At 70.4% G+C, this 22,747-nt stretch carries 29 protein-coding genes; 25 read left to right on the top strand and 4 right to left on the bottom strand.

Going from position 1 to position 22,747, the window contains the following annotated elements:
* Positions 1–83 precede the first annotated feature (83 nt).
* The 3 genes from LWP59_RS37525 to LWP59_RS37515 all read right to left on the bottom strand — a co-directional run bounded on the left by LWP59_RS37525 (position 84) and on the right by LWP59_RS37515 (position 3,311).
* Positions 84–1,388 (bottom strand): site-specific integrase, encoded by a 1,305-nt coding sequence (locus LWP59_RS37525; protein ID WP_112277133.1) that lies wholly within the window; start codon positions 1,386–1,388, stop codon positions 84–86.
* Positions 1,389–1,753: 365 nt separating this feature from the next.
* Positions 1,754–2,077, bottom strand: coding sequence for a helix-turn-helix domain-containing protein (locus LWP59_RS37520; RefSeq protein WP_144641523.1), 324 nt, complete (start codon positions 2,075–2,077; stop codon positions 1,754–1,756).
* A 4-nt stretch (positions 2,078–2,081) separates the two neighbouring features.
* Complete coding sequence (locus tag LWP59_RS37515) at positions 2,082–3,311, bottom strand: tyrosine-type recombinase/integrase (protein WP_229857921.1); 1,230 nt, start codon at positions 3,309–3,311, stop codon at positions 2,082–2,084.
* 87 nt (positions 3,312–3,398) lie between these two features.
* Here LWP59_RS37515 and LWP59_RS37510 point away from each other — a divergent pair, with 87 nt between their 5' ends.
* The 4 genes from LWP59_RS37510 to LWP59_RS37495 are packed head-to-tail and all read left to right on the top strand — an operon-like array spanning position 3,399 to position 5,533.
* Positions 3,399–3,593, top strand: coding sequence for a hypothetical protein (locus LWP59_RS37510; protein ID WP_101436293.1), 195 nt, complete (start codon positions 3,399–3,401; stop codon positions 3,591–3,593).
* Between the two features lie 2 nt (positions 3,594–3,595).
* Entirely contained in the window at positions 3,596–4,036 is a 441-nt protein-coding gene (locus LWP59_RS37505; protein WP_101436292.1) for a TadE/TadG family type IV pilus assembly protein, read from the top strand.
* 49 nt (positions 4,037–4,085) lie between these two features.
* Positions 4,086–5,066 (top strand): hypothetical protein, encoded by a 981-nt coding sequence (locus LWP59_RS37500; protein ID WP_183126913.1) that lies wholly within the window; start codon positions 4,086–4,088, stop codon positions 5,064–5,066.
* Positions 5,063–5,533: a TadE/TadG family type IV pilus assembly protein gene (locus tag LWP59_RS37495; protein WP_101436291.1), complete on the top strand. Its 471-nt coding sequence runs from the start codon at positions 5,063–5,065 to the stop codon at positions 5,531–5,533. The genes LWP59_RS37500 and LWP59_RS37495 overlap by 4 nt, the downstream gene beginning before the upstream one ends.
* 8 nt (positions 5,534–5,541) lie before the next feature.
* Here the strand turns inward: LWP59_RS37495 and LWP59_RS37490 are convergent, their stop codons facing one another.
* The gene (locus tag LWP59_RS37490) at positions 5,542–6,072 is read right to left on the bottom strand and encodes a hypothetical protein (RefSeq protein ID WP_143271387.1); all 531 of its coding nucleotides are present in this window, start codon (positions 6,070–6,072) and stop codon (positions 5,542–5,544) included.
* A gap of 75 nt (positions 6,073–6,147) precedes the next feature.
* Between LWP59_RS37490 and LWP59_RS37485 the strand changes: the two genes are divergently transcribed.
* From LWP59_RS37485 to LWP59_RS37385, 21 genes are all read left to right on the top strand, one after another.
* Entirely contained in the window at positions 6,148–6,537 is a 390-nt protein-coding gene (locus tag LWP59_RS37485) for a hypothetical protein (RefSeq protein WP_101436289.1), read from the top strand.
* 33 nt (positions 6,538–6,570) lie between these two features.
* Positions 6,571–7,005 (top strand): hypothetical protein, encoded by a 435-nt coding sequence (locus LWP59_RS37480; protein WP_101436288.1) that lies wholly within the window; start codon positions 6,571–6,573, stop codon positions 7,003–7,005.
* A 35-nt stretch (positions 7,006–7,040) separates the two neighbouring features.
* Entirely contained in the window at positions 7,041–10,025 is a 2,985-nt protein-coding gene (locus LWP59_RS37475; protein WP_229857919.1) for a BTAD domain-containing putative transcriptional regulator, read from the top strand.
* 939 nt (positions 10,026–10,964) lie between these two features.
* Complete coding sequence (locus LWP59_RS37470) at positions 10,965–11,129, top strand: hypothetical protein (protein ID WP_167441927.1); 165 nt, start codon at positions 10,965–10,967, stop codon at positions 11,127–11,129.
* 43 nt (positions 11,130–11,172) lie between these two features.
* Complete coding sequence (locus LWP59_RS37465) at positions 11,173–11,496, top strand: hypothetical protein (protein ID WP_167441926.1); 324 nt, start codon at positions 11,173–11,175, stop codon at positions 11,494–11,496.
* Positions 11,497–11,790: 294 nt separating this feature from the next.
* Complete coding sequence (locus LWP59_RS37460) at positions 11,791–12,954, top strand: AAA family ATPase (RefSeq protein WP_101436285.1); 1,164 nt, start codon at positions 11,791–11,793, stop codon at positions 12,952–12,954.
* Positions 12,955–13,001: 47 nt separating this feature from the next.
* A complete protein-coding gene (locus tag LWP59_RS37455; protein ID WP_101436284.1) occupies positions 13,002–14,768 on the top strand; it encodes a VWA domain-containing protein in 1,767 nt (588 codons plus the stop codon).
* An 81-nt stretch (positions 14,769–14,849) separates the two neighbouring features.
* Entirely contained in the window at positions 14,850–15,167 is a 318-nt protein-coding gene (locus LWP59_RS37450; RefSeq protein WP_101436283.1) for a hypothetical protein, read from the top strand.
* 56 nt (positions 15,168–15,223) lie between these two features.
* Positions 15,224–15,463, top strand: a complete 240-nt coding sequence (locus LWP59_RS37445; RefSeq protein WP_101436282.1) for a hypothetical protein — start codon at positions 15,224–15,226, stop codon at positions 15,461–15,463.
* 46 nt (positions 15,464–15,509) lie between these two features.
* Positions 15,510–16,313: a hypothetical protein gene (locus LWP59_RS37440; RefSeq protein WP_101436281.1), complete on the top strand. Its 804-nt coding sequence runs from the start codon at positions 15,510–15,512 to the stop codon at positions 16,311–16,313.
* 42 nt (positions 16,314–16,355) lie between these two features.
* The gene (locus LWP59_RS37435; RefSeq protein WP_101436280.1) at positions 16,356–16,868 is read left to right on the top strand and encodes a hypothetical protein; all 513 of its coding nucleotides are present in this window, start codon (positions 16,356–16,358) and stop codon (positions 16,866–16,868) included.
* 51 nt (positions 16,869–16,919) lie between these two features.
* Positions 16,920–17,156 carry a hypothetical protein gene (locus LWP59_RS37430; RefSeq protein ID WP_144644219.1) on the top strand — a complete coding sequence of 79 codons (237 nt, stop codon included), beginning with the start codon at positions 16,920–16,922 and terminating at the stop codon, positions 17,154–17,156.
* A gap of 11 nt (positions 17,157–17,167) precedes the next feature.
* A complete protein-coding gene (locus tag LWP59_RS37425; protein ID WP_101436278.1) occupies positions 17,168–17,884 on the top strand; it encodes a hypothetical protein in 717 nt (238 codons plus the stop codon).
* Entirely contained in the window at positions 17,881–18,348 is a 468-nt protein-coding gene (locus LWP59_RS37420; RefSeq protein WP_101436277.1) for a hypothetical protein, read from the top strand. The genes LWP59_RS37425 and LWP59_RS37420 overlap by 4 nt, the downstream gene beginning before the upstream one ends.
* A 39-nt stretch (positions 18,349–18,387) precedes the next feature.
* A complete protein-coding gene (locus LWP59_RS37415) occupies positions 18,388–18,975 on the top strand; it encodes a hypothetical protein (RefSeq protein ID WP_186383562.1) in 588 nt (195 codons plus the stop codon).
* Positions 18,976–19,135: 160 nt separating this feature from the next.
* Complete coding sequence (locus LWP59_RS37410; protein ID WP_101436276.1) at positions 19,136–19,624, top strand: hypothetical protein; 489 nt, start codon at positions 19,136–19,138, stop codon at positions 19,622–19,624.
* On the top strand, positions 19,621–20,436 hold the full coding sequence (locus LWP59_RS37405) for a hypothetical protein (protein ID WP_101436275.1): 816 nt from the start codon (positions 19,621–19,623) through the stop codon (positions 20,434–20,436). Before LWP59_RS37410 ends, LWP59_RS37405 begins: the two co-directional genes overlap by 4 nt.
* 37 nt (positions 20,437–20,473) lie before the next feature.
* Complete coding sequence (locus LWP59_RS37400; RefSeq protein ID WP_101436274.1) at positions 20,474–20,833, top strand: hypothetical protein; 360 nt, start codon at positions 20,474–20,476, stop codon at positions 20,831–20,833.
* Entirely contained in the window at positions 20,830–21,171 is a 342-nt protein-coding gene (locus LWP59_RS37395; protein ID WP_101436273.1) for a hypothetical protein, read from the top strand. Before LWP59_RS37400 ends, LWP59_RS37395 begins: the two co-directional genes overlap by 4 nt.
* A complete protein-coding gene (locus tag LWP59_RS37390; RefSeq protein WP_101436272.1) occupies positions 21,168–22,004 on the top strand; it encodes a hypothetical protein in 837 nt (278 codons plus the stop codon). The genes LWP59_RS37395 and LWP59_RS37390 overlap by 4 nt, the downstream gene beginning before the upstream one ends.
* A complete protein-coding gene (locus LWP59_RS37385; protein WP_101436271.1) occupies positions 22,001–22,696 on the top strand; it encodes a hypothetical protein in 696 nt (231 codons plus the stop codon). Before LWP59_RS37390 ends, LWP59_RS37385 begins: the two co-directional genes overlap by 4 nt.
* The last annotated feature ends 51 nt before the right edge of the window (positions 22,697–22,747 follow it).

The raw sequence follows: 22,747 nt of genomic DNA, 5'->3' as shown, positions 1-22,747 counted from the left end.
TTCTGAAGCGATTTCCGCGACGAACCGAACGGAGGCTCCGGGTGTTGAGTGTAGTTGAGGCCTTGGGTTCACGAACCCAAGCGTCAGTCGGTTGTGGCGGGCTGGTGGGTGTGGGTGTATCGCTCGGCGCCGCCGATGGTGAGTCCGAAAAGGTCGGACAGGCGTCGGACGTCTCCGGTGGTGATTGCTTCGTGGAGGATACGGTCTTCGCGGATGGCTTGTGCGGAGAACCCGATCGTGGTGCTGATCCAGGTTGGGTCGACCCGGCAGGTGCGGACCGCGGTGTGCAGGTTGATGAACAGGTACGGGTTGATCGTGTGCGGCCAGCGTCGGGCACGTTCTGCAAGCCAGGCGGAGAGGCTGGCGCGAACGGGGTCGGCGAGGAGGATGGTCCGCCCATCGAGATACAGCCGCCCATCGCGCAGGTCAGTCAGCAGCAGCGCGCACACGTCCTTGGGGCGCAGGGCGTGGAACGCGATGAGCGTGGCGAGTGCGGCGCGCACGGGTTTGGTGCTGAGCATCGCGTCGCGCACCGGTGTCAGGTCGATCGGCAACGGATGGTTGCCGGCCTGGGGGCCGCGCAGCCGGAGGGTCGGGTTGGTGAAAACCAGCCTGCGGGCCTTGAGGAATCGGAACAGCGCGCGCAGCGCGGTCAAGGTTTGCCGATAGCGGTAGGCCTCGGCGGGCATGACCGCGATGACGTCGTCTCGGTCGACTTCCCGCAGCGAGGAGTAGCCGTTGCTGGTGGCCCAGGTGCGGACGGCGGGAGCGGCGTGGGTGATTCGGGATCGGATGGTGGCGGGGTTGCGTGGCCGCGATCGTGGTGGCGTGGTGCTGCCATCGCGCATAGCCCGGAACCATTCGCGGACCTCGTCGGCCATGGGCTCGGGCAGATCGGCGAACTGCCGTTCGGCGTAAATGTCGAGGGTGGGCCGGCGATCGTCGTCGAGCATGCCGGCGGCGGCGAGGATCTCCAGCACGGATTTGAGGTTGTCCAGCGAGCGGCCGGTGGTGACGGCCGCCGCGACGCTGGCGGCGATCGGCGCGCCGGGCGTGTCCTGCGTCGCGAGCAGCATCCGGATCGCGTTGCGGGTCATGCTTTGCAGCCCTGTGCCCCAGCCGTGCCGGCGGGCATGGTCGGTGAGGACATCCTCGATCGCGATGGCCAGTTCGGGCAGGGGCAGGGCGAGCTCGGTGGGCCGCACGGCGGTGTAGTCGCGGTCGAGGTCGAACAGTGCGAGCTGCCGATGCGCGACCGGGAAGTGGCCCGGCGGTCCTGCCACCGGGGTGGGCGGCGGGGTCGGGCGTTTCTGGCGAAACAGGTCGGCGATGAACAGTTGCTGACCATGTCGGTTGGCTTCGACAACGTCGATCGCCTGGTGGGGCATGCGGACGAGGTGAGCCTGCCGACAGCACAGCCGGCAGTAGCCGCGCTCGTTCAGCGGCAGGGTGCGCCGGCACGAGGGGCAGGGCGCCGGGGTAGGGAAGCGTTGGTTCCACCCACGGCAGGCCTGGCACACACCGCCGTGCCAGCGGGTGATGCCCCAGGCCAGGCAGTCCCGGCAGTGGGTGACCAACGGTGCCTGACGGTGGCAGTGCCGGCACAGGCCTGCGGTGAAGTAGTCCTTCTCCGACCCGCATCGCTTACACCGCACCGGTCTTTTCCAGACCCGTGGCACGCACACGTAGCAGGAGCGACGCCCGTAGTACGCGATCGGGTTGACGCCACAGTGCTCGCACAGACGGACGCGGCTCATGCCGGCGGCACGCTGCGGTGTCGACCAAGTCGCGGCGTGATCACCGGCACCCCGCCAGCTCCGGTTGTTGCGGCGGCCTTCTTCGGCCTGCGGGCGGCCACCTTTTCCGGCTCGTGGATGAGCAGATCGGTGGGCTGGCATTCCAGCACCGAGCAGATGACGTCGAGGTCGTCCAGCCGGATGGTGGTGGGTGTCCCCGTCCACAGGGCTGACATCTTCCCAGCACTGATCTCCAGGCCGGCCTCGGCGAGCCGCCGGCGCATCTCCGTGGACTTCCAGATACCAGCTTCGGCGGCTTTCATGCGCAGGTTCCAGCGCATCGGATCATTCCTCCTCACCGTGGAGCCGAGCCGCGACACGGTCATTGGCCGCCGCCCACGCTCGTTCGACGTGCTCGTCATGAACATGGATGTAGCGGGTCGTGGTGGACAGCCATTCGTGCCCGAGCAGTTCCTGAATCGCCTTGAGGTCCATTCCGCGGGCATACAACGACGACGCGCAGAAATGCCGCAGGACATGCGGCGTCAGCCGACCCGCCCAGGACGGCAGCCACAGCGCAACGGCGTCGCTGAACCCCGCACGCAGGGCGTTCGGGCCCGCCCGCAGACATCGCCCGGTGCTGCGGTCGCGACGCTCACTCGGGAGCAACGGCGCATCCGGGTCCGCCCAGTCGTCACCGAACTGGTGCCGCACATCGGTCAGCCACCACTCCACCAGCGCGTCGACGGAGTTGATCGCGGACACCAGCCGGGTCTTCGGGCCGTGCCCTTTGCTGCCCTTGCCGAAGCGCACGTGCAGCTTGCCATGCTCGCCCAGATCCGGGCGCCAGTCGCGGATGTCCAGCATCGCGGACTCGCTGATTCGCAAGCCGATCCGGCGCCACAGCGATGCCGCGAAGTAGTCCCGGGCCGCAGGCAGGAACTTCCGGGTCTCCGGCAGGCTATCGCGCCATGCCGCGAACAGGGCGTCCACCTCGTCCTCGGCGGGCGGGATCCGCAGCATGCCACGGTCGGTACTCGCGGGCCGGTTGAACTCATCGATCGGTTGGGTGACCACATAGCCGGTCAAGGCATGGATGTCGCCCTGGTAGCGAGCGATCAGAAAGTCGAAGAAGACGGCCAGCCGCACGGCCTTCTGGTACACGGTGGACCTGGCCAGACCGCGCTTCCTCTGCGCAACCAGGAACCGGTCGGCGTCCGCGGTCTCCACGGTCCACACGGGACGGCCGACGAACTTGAGGAACTGGAACACCACCGACCTGTCCGAGGCCACCACGTCATCGCTGACGCCCGAGCCGGCGAGAGCCAGCGCGAACTGGTCGATCAGCTCCTGCTCGAAGTCCTCCAACTCCTGCGCAGTCCGCGGGCGCCGAGCGCTGCCCAACGACCGCACCACCGTCACAACCACCGGATACCTCGGTTCAGCCGACGCCAAGAGACGTCGAGAACATCGGCATCCCGTCAGGAATTTCGACACCTCGTCGGAATCTTCACGCCAACGAGTGAACCGGGACCTACCAGGACCATTGCGCCACCAGGAGGCGTACGCGATCAACGAACTCGAAGCAGTTCAGACACCCACCCAGCATCCCTCCTCGCCACCGAGAAAGGCATTGCACCACAAGGGAAAGAAGGCGCCACCATGTTGCACTACATCCGTACCCTCTGGGAGCTGACGCGCACGCGTATCACTCTGTTGCGCGCTGACCCAGAGCGCGGGGAGATCACCACCACCGTCATCGTTACCGCCCTGATGGCCATCGCCGCGATCGCCATCATCGCGATCATCGTGGCGAAATTGACGCAAAAGGCGAACTCGATCAACCTCGGCGGCTGAGGATGCTCACCAGAGCCGCCCGTACTCGCGCCCGCGCGCTGGCCGAGCGTATCCGGCGCGCGCTGCGCGGCGACCGGGGCGAGGTCACCGTCGAACTGGTTATCGCGACCCCGCTGTTGCTGCTGGCGTTGCTGGCGATCATCCAGTTCGCGGTGTGGTCGCACGCCACCCACGTCGCTCAGGCCGCCGCCTCCCAGGCCCTGGCCGCCGCCCGGACCCAGGACGGCACCACCAGCTCCGGGCAGGCGGCCGGGCAGCGCCTGCTCGACGACCTCGCCGCCGGACCCCTGCGCGAGCCCCAGCTCGCGGTGTCCCGCGGTGCGGCCTCAGTGTCGGTGAGTATCCGTGGCGAGGCCGCCACGGTCTTGCCCGGTGTGCACCTGCACGTGCACGCCGAAGCCTCCGGCGAGATCGAGCGTTTCATGCCCGACACCGCGCCCTAGTTCCCTTGTCGCAGCAGCGATCTCGGCGACCGGCCGAAAGGAAAGCCTTATGAAACACCATAAACCGCCTGACGCGGTGATGCCGGTGCGCGCGGCGACGTTCCCCGACGGGCCGGATTCGGTGCTGCTCAACCCTGATATCCCGCAGGCGCGGTGGCGTGGTGAGCGTGTCCGTGCGGGACTGCGTCCGCGGATTGTCCTCACCGGACTGGCCGGGGCCGCCCTGGCGGCGCTTGCGGCGGCGTCCGGCAGCGGGTTCGCAGCGGTCTTCGCACTGGGTGCCGGAGGTCTCGCATTGGGCGTGAGCCTGTTCGCCGGCTGGTACAGCGCTGCCCGCGTGCTCGCCGACCACCGCCACGGCCGGGGCAGCCCGTGTCGGCTAGATCGCGTGCGGGGCGAGTTTTTCTTCCGCAGCCGCGATTTCACCGACCTCGGCACCGCCAGCTACGCGGTGCGGACCCTGATCGCAGGGGTGGGCGAACTGCACTGCGGCCCGGCCCGGGCGTGGATCGACCCGGGTGTGCCGCGTGAGGTGCATCGGGTGGCGTGGCAGGCGTTGTGCTGCCTGGACCGCACGCGCGCCGCCCGCGACCTGGCTCACGAACTCGCCGACGATCCCGATTCCGCGGTCGGCGAGCTGGCTGCCGCGGCACGCGAGGCGGTCACGGTGATCGACGACGCCCTGGACGAGATCGTCCGGCACGTGCACGGCTGCCTCGTGCTGACCCGCGCCTGGGAGGCGAAACTGCGGCACGGCGAACTCGCGGTCCGCACCGACCACATCCTCGCCGCTTTGCCCGGCGACGCCGAAGTCCGGCGGCTGTCCGAGGCCGCGGAAGCGTTGCCGCAGAACGTGTTCGCCTACATCACCGCCGCCCGCGACATCACCGGCACGGGAGCGTTCCCGTGGAAACGGCCGCCCTCGTCGTGGTCGCGACTGCTCCGCATCCTGCCCCGCGGGCTCAGCCGCGGCGCAGGATCCGGGACGGCACCGGCGCGGCGAGTCCAGTCAGGAGAGGGGCTGTCGTGACCGGGCGCGCGCCGAAGGCAACGACGGTCCGGTGGCGGCGGTGGTGGGCCGCTGAGCGCGGCTCGGTGACGGCCGAGGCCGTGCTGGTGACACCGCTGCTGGTGATGCTGCTGGTGTTCCTGGCCGTGGTGGTGCATCGCGGCGTTGACGCCCGGTTGCGGCTCGACGACGCCGCACACCAGGCCGCTCGCGCGGCCACCCTGCAACGCAGCCCCACGGCCGCCACCACCGCGGCCCGCGACACCGCCAGCGCCGCGCTCGCGCAGGCCGGGCTGGTCTGCCGGGGCGTCACCACCACGATGTCCGGCTCGCTTGTGCCCGCTGGGGCGGTGACCGTGCGGGTGCGGTGCACCGTCGACTTCGGTCAGGCGCTGCTGCTCGGCGTGCCCGGCGGGAAAACCCTGGAATCGACCGCCAGCGAGGTCGTCGACACCTACCGGTCCTGGCGCCAGCCGGGGGGTGCTTGATGGTCGGCTCAGCGCGCGAGCCAGTGCCCCGGGACGCAGGCGCGGAGCTGGGCACCGGTCAACGTCCGATGCTCGAGCAACCCCGTGGCGACGCGGCCGATCTCGGTCCAGTGCCGGTCGATCAGGTCCCCCGCGATGCCCGCCCACAAGTCAGGTCGCCGAGCGGCGAGTCCGTAGGCGCGGCGGGCTTCGGCGATCACGGCGAGGTCGTCGTGCCCGCCGTGCAGGTAGGCGTCGAGGCGGACGTCGTCGTCGGTCACGTCGTCCTCGCGGAGTCGTTCGGCCGCGCCGGTGGTGTCGAGGACATAGCGTGCCTGGGCGAGCGGTCCAGCGTGGGCGACGACCGCCAGCGCGGACAGATCGACCCGACGAGGCCGGACCGCGGTGAACCCGGCCCGTCCGGCGGTGCGGGGCCGCAGCGTGACGTAGCGCAGCGACCGGCCCTGCAACAGGTAGACGACCGCGTGTCCGGCCTCGTGCCAGGCGGTCAGGCAGTCCTCACTCGCACAGGGCGATTCCTGCGTCTCGGGCGCGGTCACGCGGCCCATTCTGCTCACCCCGTCGGCCCGTCGCGCACCGGCGTTCCCCGGTGGTGGCGTGCTGAGGAAGGCCGGGTGACCGCCTTCGTGCTCGCGCTGCTGCTCGGGCTGCTCGCCCTGACCGGCCTGAGCCTGGACGGCGGCCTCGCCCTGGCGAGCAAGGTCCGCTCCGGCGGGCAGGCCGAGTCCGCCGCCCGCGCCGGCGCTCAAGCGCTCGACCTCGCCGCATACCGCGCCAGCGGCGTGGTTCGGCTCGATTCGGCGCGGGCCCGGGACCTGGCGCAGCGGTACCTGGCCAGCGTCGGTGCCACCGGCACGGTGCAGGTGGCCGGGGACACGGTGACGGTCGAGGTCACCGCCACGTATCGACCCCAGCTGCTGTCGCTGGTCGGGATCGACGACATCCATACCCACGGGCGGGGTGCCGCCCACCCGCAGCGCGGTGTCAGCGGCATCGAGCCCTGACCACGGCTGCGCCATCACGGAAGGAGAAACGGCATGGTCACCTCGGAAGAAGAGATCGCCCGCCGACTTCAGGAACGAGACTCCGAACGCAGCGCGCGCCGCGCCCAGGTGGCCACCACCGTGGGCGAGCTGGCCCGCCGGCACGCCGAGCTCGCCGGGCAGCTCGCCGACCTCGAACGCGAGCTCGGCGAGGTCCTGACCGCGGCGGGCGAGGTAATCGACGTGCCCGAGCTGGCCCAGGTCACCGACGTCCCAGTCGACGACCTCACCCGCTGGCGCGACCAGGCCGCCAAGCCCGCCCGCGGCGGCAAGCGCAAGCGCCCGAGCGCGAAGAAGAACGACGCTCCCGGCAAGGGCACTCAGGCCGCCACCGCGACGCGTGCCACACGTCCCGTGGCACCGGCATCGGCGGCACCTGCACCTGAGTCCGTGGCCGACGGGGTAGCGGTCGGCGCGGCGAGCAGCTGATGGTGCCGTTGCCCCGGGCGAGGATTGCGCGCGTCGTGCGGCTGCTGGGCCGTGTGGCGCGCGGCCTGCTCGCGGTCATCCTGCTGGCCGCGCTCGTGGCTGGTCTTCCCGTAGCGCTGATCTGCGGCGTGGGATGGCCCTTGCCCGACCATTTGCCGAACCTGGACGAGATCGGGTCGGTGTTGATGGCGCCGATGTCGACACGTTTTCTGCTCGACGTGCTCGCCTGCCTGGCCTGGCTGATCTGGCTCGTGTTCGTCCTCGACGTCGTGGCCTGTGCGGTCGAGGTCGCCCGGGGTGCCCGGTGGCCGGAACTGCGACGGCAGACGGGTCCGGTGCGGCGCGTCGCGGCCGTGCTCGTCGGCGCCCTGCTGGTCGCCGTCCTGGGCCGCACCGCCACCGCCGCACCCGCTGCCCCCGCCGAGGCCGGGCGGCCCGTCGGCCACGCCCCGGTAGTCGCGACCGCGCCCGCCTGGACGACGGCGGTCGCCAGCGAGCACACCGGCACCCCGCAGTCCCGAACCCAGCCCGCGGCCGAGCCCGGAACCGAGCGGGTCCGGCCACCGGAGGGTGGAGTGCACGACTCGCTGTGGCGGATCGCGCAACGCTGTCTGGGCGACGGGGACCGGTGGCCGGAGATCTGGGCGCTCAACGAGGGCAGCCCCCAGCCCGGCGGACGCGTGCTGACCAACCCGCACCTGATTCACCCCGGCGACACCCTCCGCCTCCCCGCGACCAGCCCACCGCCTACCCCGCCTGCTTCACCACCGGCACCCCCGGAACCGACGCCCACGAGCCCAGCTCCTGCCGCCGAACCAGCACCGCCGGCGCCGAGCACGACCACGCCACCTCCCTTCACGCCACCTTTCTCGGAGCCCGCCCCGGCCACTGCGGATCCCGCCGCCGATACGGCGGCCGACGAACCCGCTGGGGGCGCGGTGACCTGGGGCAGTGGCGAGGTGTTCGTCAGCCTGGGCCTGGCGGCGGCGGTCAGTGCCCTGCTTGTGCTCGCGCGACGGCGACGCCACGCGCGCTACCGGCCCGGCAGCGGCCAGCGTGACGACGACCTGCCCGTCGCGCCCGTGGTGTACCAGCTGCGCCTGGCCCATCTACGCGCCCAGCATCACGACGAAGACATCGAACTGGAGGCCGAGACCGACGAGCCGGGCGACACCGCGGCCGACGACCCGGCCACGCACGAGGACCAGTCTGAACCCGTCCGCTCCGGCGCGGCATCGCGATCGAGGCGCGCGGAAACCGGGACCGAGGGCCAGGTGCGGGTGCTCACGCCGCGCGTCCGGCGAGTGATCGGCGCCGCCACGACCCCCGGCACCGACGGCGGACCGGCGGAGCCGCCGTCAGTCGTGGATATCGCTCTCGACCCGACCGCGCCCGGTGCTGGCGGCGAGACCGTCAACGCCGACGCGGGCAAAGGGACGCAGGTCGCGTTCGACCAGGCTCGCGTGCATGGCCTCGGCCTGGTTGGGCCTGGCGGCTACGCCGCGGCCCGCGCCCTGCTGCTCACTCTCCTTACCGCCACGCCCGACGGCGGATCGGTGCCGAGGGTGTTCGTGCCCGCTGCCGATCTGGCCCGGCTGCTCGGCGTGCCGGGGCCCGTCACGGGCCTGCCGGACACGGTCACCGTCGTGGCCGACCTGGACACCGCACTGACCGCCCTCGACGCCCCGCAACCGTCCCGGCCCGCCGTCCTGATCGCGACGCCGCCCCGCGAGCCGGACCAGCAGGCGCGGTTGCAGCAGCTGCTCGACAACAACGGTCAGCACGGCCTCACCGCGCTGCTGCTCGGCCAATGGCGTCCCGGGGTGACCGCCTACGTCACCGCCGGCGGGATCATCTCCGCGACCGACCCCGGCCTCGGCGAACCCCTGCGCGGCACCTGCGCCTTCACCCTGCCCGAGACCGCCACCCGCGACCTGCTGGCCTTCTTGCGCACCGCGCAGCCCCGCGACGACACCAGTGGCGTCAGCGACGCCGCCGAACCTCAAGGCCACGCCCCTGCGCCGCGCCAAGCGCCGACGCCACCAGAGGAGGGTGCTCCTTCCCCTCTGGAGCACACCGGAGACGGCCCTGATCGTCTGGAAATCACTTCGGGTCCACCCATACCGGAACCGGCTCCCGCCGAGGCCAGCGGCGAACCCGACAGCGAACCGCGCCCGCTGCCGCCACGGACGGCAGATACGGGCCTGGGGAAGCCCGCACCGCTGGTGTTGACGGTGTTCGGCGCCCCAGCTCTGCACTGGCGGCCCGATCCCGCCCGATCCGAGGACACCCGCGACCTGTCCGGCGAATTGAGCAGCCGCCCGGTCGAACTGCTGGTGTATCTCGCGGTCCATCCCGGAGGGGTGTCCCGGGACGGGATCGTCGACGCCCTGTGGCCCGACGAGCCGCCCCGCAATCCCGCCAGCGTGCTGCGCACCGTGCTCTCCCGGATTCGCCGCGCCCTTGACAGCGCCACCGGCCGCGCCGTCGGCGAGCTGGTGGTGGCCGAGCACGGCCAGTACCGGCTCGACCCCGCGGTGGTGGAGGTGGACTACTGGGGCTTCGCCGAGGCGGTTACCGCACGCCGCACCGCCACCACGTCCGAGCGGCGGACCGACGCCTACGAGGCGATCGTGACGCACTATGGCGGACCGCTGGCCGAGGGCCTGGAGGCGGAGTGGCTCGTCGCCGCCCGGGAAGCGACCCGCCGCGACGCCCTCGACGCCGTGGCCGCGCTCGCCCGCGCCCGGGTCGCCGACGACCCCGACTACACCCTGGACCTGCTGGAGACCGCGCGGGCATTCGATCCGCACAACGAGTTGCTCTACCGCGACATCATGCGCCTGCAGCACGCCCTCGGCCGGCACGACGCGATCTCCCGCACCCTGACCCTCCTGCGGACCCGGCTGGGCGAAGTCGACGCCAAGCCCACCGCAGACACCGTCGACCTCGCCCAGCGGCTACGCGCCCGCGACACCGGCATACCGGTCGGCGACTTCTCGCGATCCACGGCGCCATGAATGAGCGCACCGACGGTTCTCGATAACACCTCGCCGAAACGGAAATCGAGGCACGATTCTCGTGCGATCGAGGCAATTGCGCGGAACAGCGAAATACCTCGATTTCGCGCCGCGATCCCGTTCGCGCCGATGCTAGCGTCGACCATAGTAGCACCATCGTCGAGGCCGAAGAAAAAGAATCCCGTGGACGCGACTCTGTATTCCACGACAATGCCGACACTGTTACTCGTCGAGTGTTGTGCGCGGCTGCCGCGTACCGCGAATACGGTCCGGCGCCCCATGCGTGGCCAGGATGTGCAGTGCGATTCCAGCACCCCTGGCGCCGAGCGCCACGTCCTCGCCCGGCTAGCCGGTGCCACACTCGCAGACCGAGGCGACGCGGACGGTGATTGCCAACCGTGGGGCCGCCGACCCGGCCTATCAGCCTCGTCCTCCGGTATCCGACTAAGGTGGATCCCCCCGTGTCAAGCGTTCTCGCAGCTCACACCCCCTGCAAGGGGATCCACCGGTGTCCCAGACTCGCTTGACACCAAGCAGGTAAGCACATCAGGCCCGGCGGCGGTGTCACGCACCTTCGTCGTCGTTCCGCCTGTGCTCACCACTGCACTTCACTCACCTTATCCACTTCTCACTTCTCTTTTTCATTTCTTTAAAAGAACTGCTTTTGTCCGCGGCCTTATCTGTGGCCGGCGCGCCCATTCTGAACCGACCGGAAGTGACCTGACCTGCACAAACATTTACGGGAAATGCGCGCCGCTCGCGTCGAAAGATAGCCAAAATTCCCCGAAATTGACCCGGAAAAACTATTGCGTGGCGTCCGGGGTCGAGTTACGTTTGTTGTGTCACCGGGAAAACCGGAAACCACAACAAACCACCGCCCCGGGTGCGAACCATTCCCCGGGAAGCCGGAAAATCAGCAATTCACGAACGGGGACCGCTATGTGCTACGCCGACACCGCCACCAACGCCGACGGCACCGCCACCGCGTTTTGCTACTGCGGGTGGCAGCAAGAACACGCAACCCCCGACGCCGCCGACCACGCCGCCGAAACCCACCAGCGCGACGCCGACGCCGCCGAAGCCGAATTCGCGGCCACCCACTGACCCCGCAAACCACGCACAACCCAACCAACCGAAAGGGCACACCGTGAACCACAACGCCAACGACCCGCGCACCGTGTACGTAATCGACCCCACCGCCGACCCCGGGCCACTGCCGGAAATCGTGGTGCGCCGTTTCGTGGAAAACGGGTGCACGGTCACGGGTGTGGTGATCGACCCCGCCGACGCGCAACAAATGTTGTACGGCGTGGTCACCCGCCCCGACGGAACACTCGCCGGAACCTACTACCCCGCCGACACCGTGCGCGGCGACCACTGGCGAGTCGTGACCGCCGACGGCACGCACTACCACGCCGCCAGCGAATACAACGCGGTCGACGCACTGATCAACGGGCTCGCCAGCAACTGAAAATCACGCGACGGCAGGGAAAACCGCCATGGCACGCACGGACACGGCACGCGCCAACGGGAACGACCACCACGAAACCGGAACCGTGGAATGCGGTAGCTGTTCCCGCCCGCTGGAAATCACTCGCCAGCAATGGGAACGGTGGGCGTGCCTGCCGTGCCCGTGCGGTTCCGCCGCCGACCTTGAATTCGCCCGCCGCCACTGCGAATGGGACGACACCACCCGGTAACGGGATCACCGTGCCCGCACCGGTCCCACCCCGCCCGACCGAACCACGCGAAAGGACCCGACACCATGACCACGCCAGCCACGACTCCGGCCACGGGCAGCACGCCCGCCGCCCCGGGCGCGGCCAACCGACTGCGCAACGGCGAACTCCGCCGCATGGTGGCCGAACAACTCGCCCACGACCCCACCACCGCACTCACCCCCGGCGCCATCGCGACCAAACTCGGCGGGAAGTCCTCCGGCGCGGTCGGGAACGCACTGGCGACACTGGAATCACGAGGGGAAGCCGAAAAGATCGGCACCAACCCGGTCACCTACCGCGCGACCGACAAAACCGCCGACGCCGCCAAAGCCGCTACCGTCACACCGCGCGGGACCACCGCCACCCCCGCGCCGTCGAAACCCGCCACGCCCCCCGCCACGCCCGCCCTGGTGACCGGTCCCGTACGCCGCCCGAACGGGCAGATGTACCACCCGCGCAAGCTGTCCGGGCTGTCCGACGTGACCGCGCTACGGCGGTTGCGCGAGGCGAACGTGTCCGCGCTCATGTACGGCCCGCCCGGTACCGGGAAAACCTCGGTGGTGGAGGCAGCGTTCGACGACCTCGTGACCATTCAGGGCGATAGCGACACCGTGACCGATGATTTCGTGGGGTCCTACACCCAAACCCCGGACGGCCGTTACGAATTCGCCTACGGCCCGCTGGTGACCGCGATGCGCGAAGGGCGCGCGTTGTTCATTGACGACGCCACGCTCATACCGCCGACCGTGCTCGCGGTGGTGTACCCCGCGATGGACGGACGCCGCCAAATCATCATCAAAACCCACAAAAACGAGGTAGTCGACGCCGAGGACGGGTTCTACGTCGTGGCCGGACACAACCCCGGGGTTCACGGCGCCGTGCTGACCGACGCGCTCTCGTCGCGGTTTTCCGCACAGATTCACGTGTCCACCGACTACGACCTCGCCACCCAGCTCAAGATCGACGAGAAAGCGGTGCGCGTGGCGCGGAATTTGTCCGCACGGCAGGAAAAGGGAGAGATCGGGTGGGCGCCGCAGTTGCGTGAGCTGATCGCGTTCAACCGGATCGCCGACGTACTCGGCACCACCGCCGCCGCTGGAAACCTGGTCGGCATCGCACCGGAGGAGGACCGGGACGTGGTCGCCGACGTGGTGCGCAACGTGTTCGGCGCCAACGTCGCCCCGCTGTCCCTCGGGTCACAGTTCTAACGCGACCCCCACCGCATCCGCGCGACTGTCCGGAAAGGACACACCCCATGAGCACCCATGTAGCAGCACCCGCCGCCACACCCACCGCCATTTTCCCCACCACCCCCGGGTGGCTGACCCTGTCCGCCGCATTCGGCGACGAGGTCCCCGCAATCGCCGACCGTGACGACCTCGTGGTGACCGTCGCGCCCGGGGCGGGGCACGGTGCCCCCGCGTGCTTTTTCCCCGACCTGTACACCATCGAGGTCGACGGGTCCCACGTGGACAGCGGGGTCGACCCCGCCACCGTCGCCCCGCACCGGGTCGGGGACCGCAAGCGCTACCGCACCGCGTGGGGACTGCTCACCCACGAATGCGCGCATGCCAAACACTCGGTCTGGCGTGCACCCGACGACGCACCGCCCGGGGCAGCAGCGGCGGCGACCCTGCTGGAAGAGTCCCGCATCGAAGCGGCACACATCCGACGCCGCCCGGGTGACCGGTACTGGCTGCGCGCCAGCGCCACCAACCTCATTCTCGCCGACACGCAAGCGAACAACCCCGCCACCGCCCCGAAAATGACCACCCACGACGCCGCCCGGTCCGCCGCGCTGCTGCTGGCACGGGTGGACGGGGGAATCCTCAACCGCCGCGAAACCACCCCGGTCGCCCGCGTCGTCAAACAACTCCTCGACGCCGACACCCTCGACACTCTGCGCGAGATCTGGCGCGAGGCACACCGCACCGCCGACGACGACGCCGACGCGATGATCGACCTCGGGCGCCGCTGGTGCGAGGCGCTGGGAACCGACCCGAACGAACCGCCCCCCGAACCCGGGGACGACGACGGCGACGACGGCGACGACGGGCAGAACGGCAACGGCACCCCGTCACCACTGGCGAAAGCGGTCGCCAGCGCGGCGGCGGCGGTCAGCCGCGCCGTAGCCGCCGACCCCGCACCCACCGACCCCGTGACCCAGAAACTCAACGCCGCCGCCGACGAGGACGAGGCACAGCAGAACGCGCAACGCAACGCGCGCGCCGTCTTCAACGGTGGCCCCGGAAAGCCGCCCCCCTACGGCACCACCACCCGGGGCACCCGGGCGCCGCGCCCGTCCGAACGCACCGCCGCGCGCCAACTAGCCCGCTCCCTCACGACCGCCGGAGTCCGTGACCGCACGGTCACGAAAACCCGTTCGGTAGTGCCCCCGGGGCGGTTGCGGATGCGGGGAGCGATGACCGCCGACGCGCAACGCGCGGCGGGCGCGATCCCCACCGCCGAACCGTTCACCCGCACCACCCGCGCGACCGTGCCCGCCCCGCCACTACGGATCGGCATCGCGTGCGACGTGTCCGGGTCCATGGACGCCTTCGCCGCACCGGTCGCCTCGGCGGCATGGATCCTCGCCGACGCCGCCCGCCACACCGCCGTACCCGCCACCACCGCCACCGTGATCTTCGGCTACCACGTGCGCCCGATCACCCACCCCGGTGTCACCCCGGCACGGGTGACCGAATTCGACACCAACGACGGCGAGCACCACATCGACACCGCGATCGGCGCACTCGACGGCGCGCTTAACCTGTCCCGCCCCGACGCCGCCCGCCTGCTGGTGATCATTTCCGACGGATGCTTCGAAGACGACACGAAGATCCCGGGGCAGAAGATGCTCGACCGGTTGCGCGCCAGCGGTTGCGCCGTGCTGTGGCTGGAACCCAACGACTTCGGCAACGAACCGATGAACGGCGCCACCGTGCACACCCTGACCGACCCCACCACCACCGCCCGCGCCATCGGGCAGGCAGCCACCGCCGCCCTGCGCGCCACCCGCTGAACCATCCCACCGCCCGGGGGCGGGCACCCCCGCCCCCGGGCGAACAAAACCGACGACCACAACGGAAAGAAGCGCCGAACCATGACAACCACGCACACCACGCCGCCCGCTTCCGCAGAGCCCATCGTCAATCAGCACGGCGACACGATCGCGCTGCTGCACTGGCGAGACAACGGCGACGGCACCGACTACGCGCCCATCGACAACGGCACGATCGTCCGCCACCGCGACGGCACCGTAACCGTGCGATGCCAGGACCCCATCGGAACCGTGCGGCGCTACCCGATGCCGGACACGGTAACCGCGTTCTACGCGCTCGGACTGTCCGCGCACCGGTGCAACGGAATCAACTTATGGAACGAACTCGCGAACATGCCGGGCCTCGCTGGTCGCGACTAAAACACGGCCCACCACCAAAGAGCGACCAAGCATCACCGACCCGGAAGGCCAATCCCATGCAGTTCTTCTTTCGCGATGACGCTCCCGAGGACGCCAGGAAATACCAAGAATTCTTCAAAAACATCACCTGGGCTTGCGACCTGTTTCGGTGTCCAACCCCCGAAGACACCGTCGAGACGGACGAACTTGTGCCCAGCGGGGTGCACTACAAGGTGCGCTGCGCTTCCGGACACGTCACCAACGGCATCCCACCCGCACGGTTCCGCAACACCACGGCCACGCCATGGCTCGACTAGCAGGAATGCCCAAACCCCACCGCCGCAACGGAAAGAAGCGCCGACCATGACCGCCACGCACACCACGCCAACCGACCCGACCGTGCCACCCGACGCGGTGACCTTCGTGCCCGCATCACCGGGAACGGTGCCACTACGCAACCCCGCCGGTGCGTGGGCGCTCGTGGTCACGAGCGTGCGGCTCGGCCTTCCTGACCACGACTACCCGACCGATCCCGCGCACACCGACACCGCCGAAATGTTCGCCGGAGTGTGGCTGCCCGCACCGCCGCCCGCCCACGTGCACCGAGGCGACGTCGTGGTGCGACTGACTCCGCCCGCCGACAACGACCCCGCACGGGTGGACGTCGAGGTACTCGCCGCCGCCCCAGGCGAATGGCACACGGTCGCCACGTTCGCCGCGCTGGACACACGGTGGCCGCACCACGTCGCCACCACGGTGACCACGTGGATGCGGGCCCTCGCCGACCGCGCGGAACAGGAGCTGGCCGTGTGGGTGTTCGCCTCGTCGATCTTCGGAAAGAACTCGCCTCCGCGGGGCCCTCGCCCGCCCGGACTCGCCGATGCAGCACAGGTAGACCCGGACGCACCCGACGCGCTCGCCGACCTAATCCGCGCGGGCGAGCTCGCCATCGGCGACGAGCTGGTGTGGAACGACCACACCGCAACCATCGGCCCGCACGGGGAGCTGGTGCACCACACCGGACCGGAGGAGCTTCGCATCTCCACCGTTTCCGCGCTGGCGACCAGCCTCGCCACCCCCACCACCGTCAACGGCTGGCACCTGTGGCGCCGCGCCCGCGACGGACGCCCGCTCGCGCGGCTGCGCGCGGACCTCGCCACCGCGTGAGCACGCGCACCCGAACCCGCACCGGAGGAGGAACCGTTCACCATGACCACGACGACACCCACCGACGCGCCCGCGTCGTTGACCGCCCGCGCGATCACCACCGCCCGCCGCCACCGCGACACCGCCCCGCGCGAATTCGCCGACCGCCACACCTTCCGGCTGCAATGGGACCGCCGCGCGATCACCGCCGCCCACATCGCCGCCGCCCTCGACGTCGGCATCGACACGGTGATCGTGCGCGATGACCCCGACCGCCACCACGGCATCGGAACCCATATCACTCCGGGCGACCTCATCGAGGTCACCAACGAGGGCAGCAGCTGGTACTTCATCCAGGACCTGACCGGGTTCGACCCGTTATGGGGCTGGCTGCTGCTCGGCCCGTGCCCGCACTGCGAGGCACCCCGGGTCCCGGTCGCGCGAGTCGCCGGCCTCGCCGACCTCGGCGCGCACCTCGACCCCGAGTCCGAACACCACGGCACCGACGACGCGCCCGTGGAATTCCACGGCGACCCCGGCCACCACCCGCACTGCCCGCACGCGACGGACGCCTAGCGGGTCCGACCGTCCACACGGGACGACGAAAGGGGACATCCCGTGACCGCCATGCCCGATTACCACCGTGGCCGCAGGTGTGGCTGGGACGACTACCGCGCGGGCCTCGACTACGCGCCGGAACCCGCCTCCCCGCACTGGAGCTCCGGTTACGCCGACGGATGGTTCGACGCCGCCGACGCCGCGACCGCCACCCACGGCCACGCCCTGGCCTGCCAGCTCGCCTGGAACGACGGCGTCGCCGCCCACGAGCGCCGCCAACCCTCAACCAACCCTACGAGCGACTAGGAAGCCCCATCATGGCAACGAAAACGACCACAACGGCACCCGACACCGCCCACGACACCGAACCCAATGCGGCGCCGCCGCGCGTCACGAAGTACGACCGGGTCGCCCTCGACGCGATCCACATCGCCGCCGCGCTACCGGGCAAGTGGACCGTCGGGCGTGGCCGCAATCCCGGCGAGGTCGCGGATCTTCTGTGCCTGAGCACCGGGATCCGCATCGGTTTGCACCCGTGGGATCGGCGCGCGTGGGGGTATCACCTGGTACCAGGCGACGTGCCGCGACGGCTCTGGGACGTGTTCGTGTGGCCACGCGAACACGACGAGGACGCCCATCCCGGCTTCGCCGTCGGCACCGCGCCCGCCGAGGTCGCCACCTACATCCACGAGCACCTCATCCCGCGCTACCACCAGGCACTCGCGCGCGCCGAAACCGACAAACGCGAGCGCGACCAAGCGCGCGCACGCGGGCACGCCGCCCGCGACGAGCTCGCGTCCCAGCTGTTCCACGAACTCACCTCCACATTCCGCCGCGAGGAGCCGCGCAGGATCGCGCCCGTGTCGGTCACGTACATGGAGTTCAGCGACGTCATGCGCATCGAGCTGACCCTGCCGGTCGAGGAGGCGATCGCCCGCGCACCCGCCCTCGCCCGCGCCCTCGGTGCACGGGTCGACCACACCACCGCACCGCCCACCGCCGACGACACCCGTGTGAAGGAGCGCCCCCGATGAACACCGCCGCCGAGACTCTCTCCGGACGCGCCGCTGATGCGTTCGACCGGGCCCGCCGTCAGGATCCCGGCTTCGACACTCGCCCGTGCGACGTCCAGCGCGCCATCACCCGCCGTCGGCTGGTCCGGGATGTGACCGACGTGTTCGGGGTCCCGTGCGCGGCGGTGACGGTCACCGACGACCCGGACCGGGAACACGGCGGGTGGCGCTGGTATCGCGTGACCATCACCGATCACGGCACCGAGTACCGGTTCACCTCCTTCGGCGGCACGGTCGACGACCTGCGGGCCCTCGCGCCGTGCCCGGAGTGCGCCGGCGAGGTGCCGCGGGCCGAGGTCACCGATCTCGCCTCCCTCGGCCGCCTCCTCGACGCGCGCACCAGCGGTCACCCCGTGCCTGTGCCGCTGGGTTTCGGATCCGACGTCGGACACCAGCCTCACTGCCCGAACTCCGAGGGCACCTGACCGCCCAACCCACAGACCCCACAAGGAAAGGGGCACAAGATGACCACCCGCACCGACTTCTACCTCGGCGCACAGTGGATCGGCTCCCTGCAGTTCGCCTGCCACCCCGACAACCTCCTCAAACATCCCTACGGCCGTGCCGCGCTGACCGCGAGGCTCCCCTCGACCTACGTCTCGGCGGTGAAGGACCTGCTGCTGATGTGGGCGGTCGAGGGACTCGGCGCCGCGCACGACCCCCGCAACGGGTGGCCGTGGGACTGGGAAACCAGCCACTGCAACGACTGGATCATCACCTACGACCATGGCGTGCGCATGACGGCGGGCGGCGGCGACCGGTGGCACCAACTCGACCCCGACAACCCGCGCCCGCCGCTGCGGTGCGGCCCGCCGGACTTCGCGAGATGGCTGCGCGACCCCAGCGGGCCGCCAGCGGTCCGGCTCCCGCCACAACGCACTCCCGGCGTGCCCCGTGACCGATCCCGGGCACCTGTGGAGACGCCCTTGACCAAGTCGCCCGGACAGGGCTCCGTCCCGCCGCATTCGAGGAGAAACCCATGCAGGACAGGAAGAAACGGCTCCTGTGGACCGTGCTCGCCGTCATGTTGCCGGGACCATGGACCCCGGTGATCGTGCTGGCCTACATCCTCGGCCGCGCTGCCGAGCGCGATCAGGACACGGCTGACCACAACGAACCCCCGCCGTATTCGCCGCCCGATCCCTACGCCTGCGTCCCGGCACCAACCAGCCGGAAGCCCTACGTGCCATCACGGTAAAGGAGTGACAGCTCATGTCGAGCTACACCGACTTCTACTTCGGGCGTGGCGAGCACGCCGAGTGGATCGGCTCCCTGCGCGGGGAGTGCTACCCCGACAACTTTCTCGCCGTCCCGCCCGTGCTGCTGGCCTTGACCGCGACGGACGAGGACACCTTCCGCGCGGCGGTCGCCGATGCCCTCGTCGTGTGGGAGGACGAACGCCTCGGCCAGGGCTACCAGCCTGAACTCGGCTGGCCCTGGTTGTGGTTCAGCAGCCACAACAGCAGCTGGATCATCACCTTCGATCCCGAAGACGTGGCGGTGTTCGTCACCGTGGGCGGCGGGGTCCGCTGGCACCGCATCGATCCGCACGACCCGCGATTCCCCGAAGGCGACGATCCGCTCGGCCCGCCCGACATCGACACGTGGCTGCGTGATCCCGCCGCCCCGCCGTCGGTACCGATGCCGCTGATGCGCGAGAAACCCGCCGACATGCCCACCCTCGGCGGTGACGCCCGATGAGCACATCGACGACACACGACTTCTACCTCGGGCGCGGCCCGGACGCCGAATGGCTCGGGTCGGCCCACCTCAACAGCTGTGCCTGCAACGGCCTCGACGAGATCGAGCAGGCCCGGTCGGAGGGCGGGTTCACCACCCTCGTCGACTTCTTCCTGCACGCCGCCGAAATCGACAAGGCAGGCGAGGTCACCCATCCAGGGCGCGAGTGGCCGTGGCCCTGGCCCACCAGCCACGGCACCGACTACGTCCACGCCTTCGACACAGGCGTGGTGTGGACCGCGATTCGGGGAGACCGCTGGTCGATGCGCGCGGGCGAGTACATCCCACCCGGACCGGAGGAAAATCCGCTGGTGTTCCCGCACGGGCGCGACACGTGTGGCTACACCGGGATCGACGCCGCCGACACCACCGCCCGCCGCTACGGCCCGCTGCTCGGCGACACGCACCGCCACGACCTGTACCAGCTCGGGCTGCGGATCTTGGCCGACCTCACCGGGCCGCCGGGACCTGGTGCTCCCGACGCCCTCGACGAGCTGCGGGCCCAGCTGTCACCGCACCTGCGCTACGCGATCGCCGCCGATGAGTCGGCGGTGGAGCTGGAGTTCGAAGTGTTCGGCTACCGCGACGGCGATCCCGCCGCCGAGGCCACCGCGCACGCGCTCGCGATGCTGCCCGCCCTCTACGGCTGGACCGACCCCTCCGGCGGCCCGCCCCGTTTCGATGTGCGCGCACACATCGCCGACGACAACCGCCACACCACGCACCCGGTTCTGGCCGACGCCCGCGCCCGCGCGGTGCTCACCGCCTACTGACCCCAAACTCCAGCCCACAACCACCAGAGAGGACACCATGCCGCCGAACACCGCACCCGCCACGCCGCCCGCCGCAGACGAGACGGGGACGGCAGAGCCACGTAGCGCCGCCGAGCACTGCGCCGCCGCCGAGGCCCTGTTCGCCCGCGCCCGCGAGATCTACCCGACGCTGAGCAGCCGCGCCGTCGACCAGGACGAGTACCGACGCTGCTTCGACTGGGCACGTATGCACCTGCGTCTCGCCGAGAGCATCACCGCCGGAGCCGGACTGGTGCTCGCGCACCGCCAACTCCTCGCAGGCGACGTACGACTGCACAACACCTACGTCAGCTACGAAACCCAGGAGTGGACCGAGTTCCTCGGAGACCGTCACGACACGACCAGGAGGTCGGCATGACCACCCGCCCCACCGACACCGACGCCACGCCGCTGGAATCGGCCTGCCCGGACTGCCACGTCGGGATCGGCCAGGCCCACATCGAGGGCTGCGATGTGGCCCGCTGCCTCGCCACCGGGCTGCAGCGCCTCGGCCACGCCACGTCGTGCCGCTGCCCCCAGGACATCTGGACCGGACGCTGGCCTGGGGAAGCCGAGTGCCTGGAGTTCGGCTGGATGCTCGGCCCCGGCCTGCCCGACCTCAACCGCCTCCTGACCACGGCCACCTGGGATCCGGTCGCGCACCGCTGGACCCGCCCCGGCAACCACGCCACCACCACCGAAGGAGATTCCCGATGAACACGCCCACCACCCAGGACCCGTCCGCGGGCACCGACCTCGCCGCCGGCGAGCATTGGATCGAACTCGTGCCCGCCGCCCACGCCGAGCCGCACCAGGTCAGCTTCCCCGCCGTCGTCGAACCCCGCCGCCACCATGGCCTGTGGGTGCGGCCCCGGTTACGCCGCGAGGTCGCCGAGGCGGTGTGCGAATGGCTCAACGTGGTCTACCCGGTCGACCCGGACTGGTACCCGCTGGCCCGCTTCGAGGACGACCTCCTCGTGGTTTTCACCGGGGACGCCGACCACCAGCGCCACGAGATCGCCCTGGGCGAGGATGGCCGCTACCCGTTGGGCGAGCTGGGCCGCTGGTTCCTGTCCGCCCCGACCCGCACCCGCGCCCGGTTCTACCGCCAGCTCGAAGTACTGCGCGACGCCGAGCGGCACTTCCCGCGCCCCGGTGAAACCGTGGTCACCTGCGATCCCGACAACCTGCCCGTGAGTGGGTTTCCTGCCCGGATCGACACCAAGCCAGCAGCGCCGTGGGTCCCGGTGTTCCGGCCGGACATCGCCGAGGCCGTGGCGGCGTGGTGTACGACGAACCACCACAAGGTCCCCGACGACCACCCGCTGGTGTACTTCGACGGCGACACCCTCGTCCACGTTCACCAGCACCTGCGGTCCCTCGACGGTTACCTGCCCTGGCGCATCGACCCCGACGCGGACGGAAACTATCGGATCGACGGGGACGAGTGGACCTTCCAGGCAGTCTCGGTGAAATCCGAGGGGGGCGTGCACCCACCCGAGACGGCGCCGGAGGACGGGCGCCGAGCCCGGTCGGGGAGTCCAGCGTGACCGCGCCCCGCTTGGTTAACGAGCGGGTCGCCACCAACGGCGAATACCACCTGCTCGAACGCATTTACCACCACGGCCCCGACATGCTGCGCGTCCGCGTAGTACGCAACTTGCACTCGGCGACCCGTTCCCGCGCGGTCACCGAACGCCTCACCGCCAATCACAGCAGCTGGGCCGTGCTGGCCGAGGTGCCCGCCCACGACTGGTACGACGCCACCTCCGGCTGCACCCTGGCCACCACGGCGCGCGTCCTGGGCCGCGTCGCGGGCACCGTGCTGGGGCAGGCCGTGCGGGAGCACCCCACGGGCACGGTGTTCGGCGAACGATACGACGACACCGCCGCGCTCGAGCTACCGCAGCTGGCGATCTGGCTGACCGCCGAGGTCACCACGCTGCTGCGCGCCCACTCGGACCCGGCGTGGCGGGCCGTGCGGTGCGCCACCGTCGCCCGGCCCGCGTCGCGGGGAATCCAGCTGAACCTCTACGGCCTGAGCGAGCCCGCCGAACGGTGGGAACCCGACATCGACGACCAGCGGGTGCTCGACGACCTCCGGCGGCTGGCCGACCACCACAACTGGCACCGTGGCCACGAGCACCGCTTCATCCTGATCCTGCACGTAGTCGCCGACCACTCCGCCCCAACGTTGCTCGCCCGGGGCGAAGCGCCAGGCACCATCACCGTCGAGTCCTGAGACCCTGGTGCCCTGACCCCCGTGGTCTCACAGCGAGGAGGGAACGTACTC

Source organism: Amycolatopsis acidiphila (assembly GCF_021391495.1).
GTDB lineage: Bacteria > Actinomycetota > Actinomycetes > Mycobacteriales > Pseudonocardiaceae > Amycolatopsis_E > Amycolatopsis_E acidiphila.
Note: the sequence above shows the minus strand (reverse complement) of the source record. Positions and strands in the feature narration are given on the sequence as shown.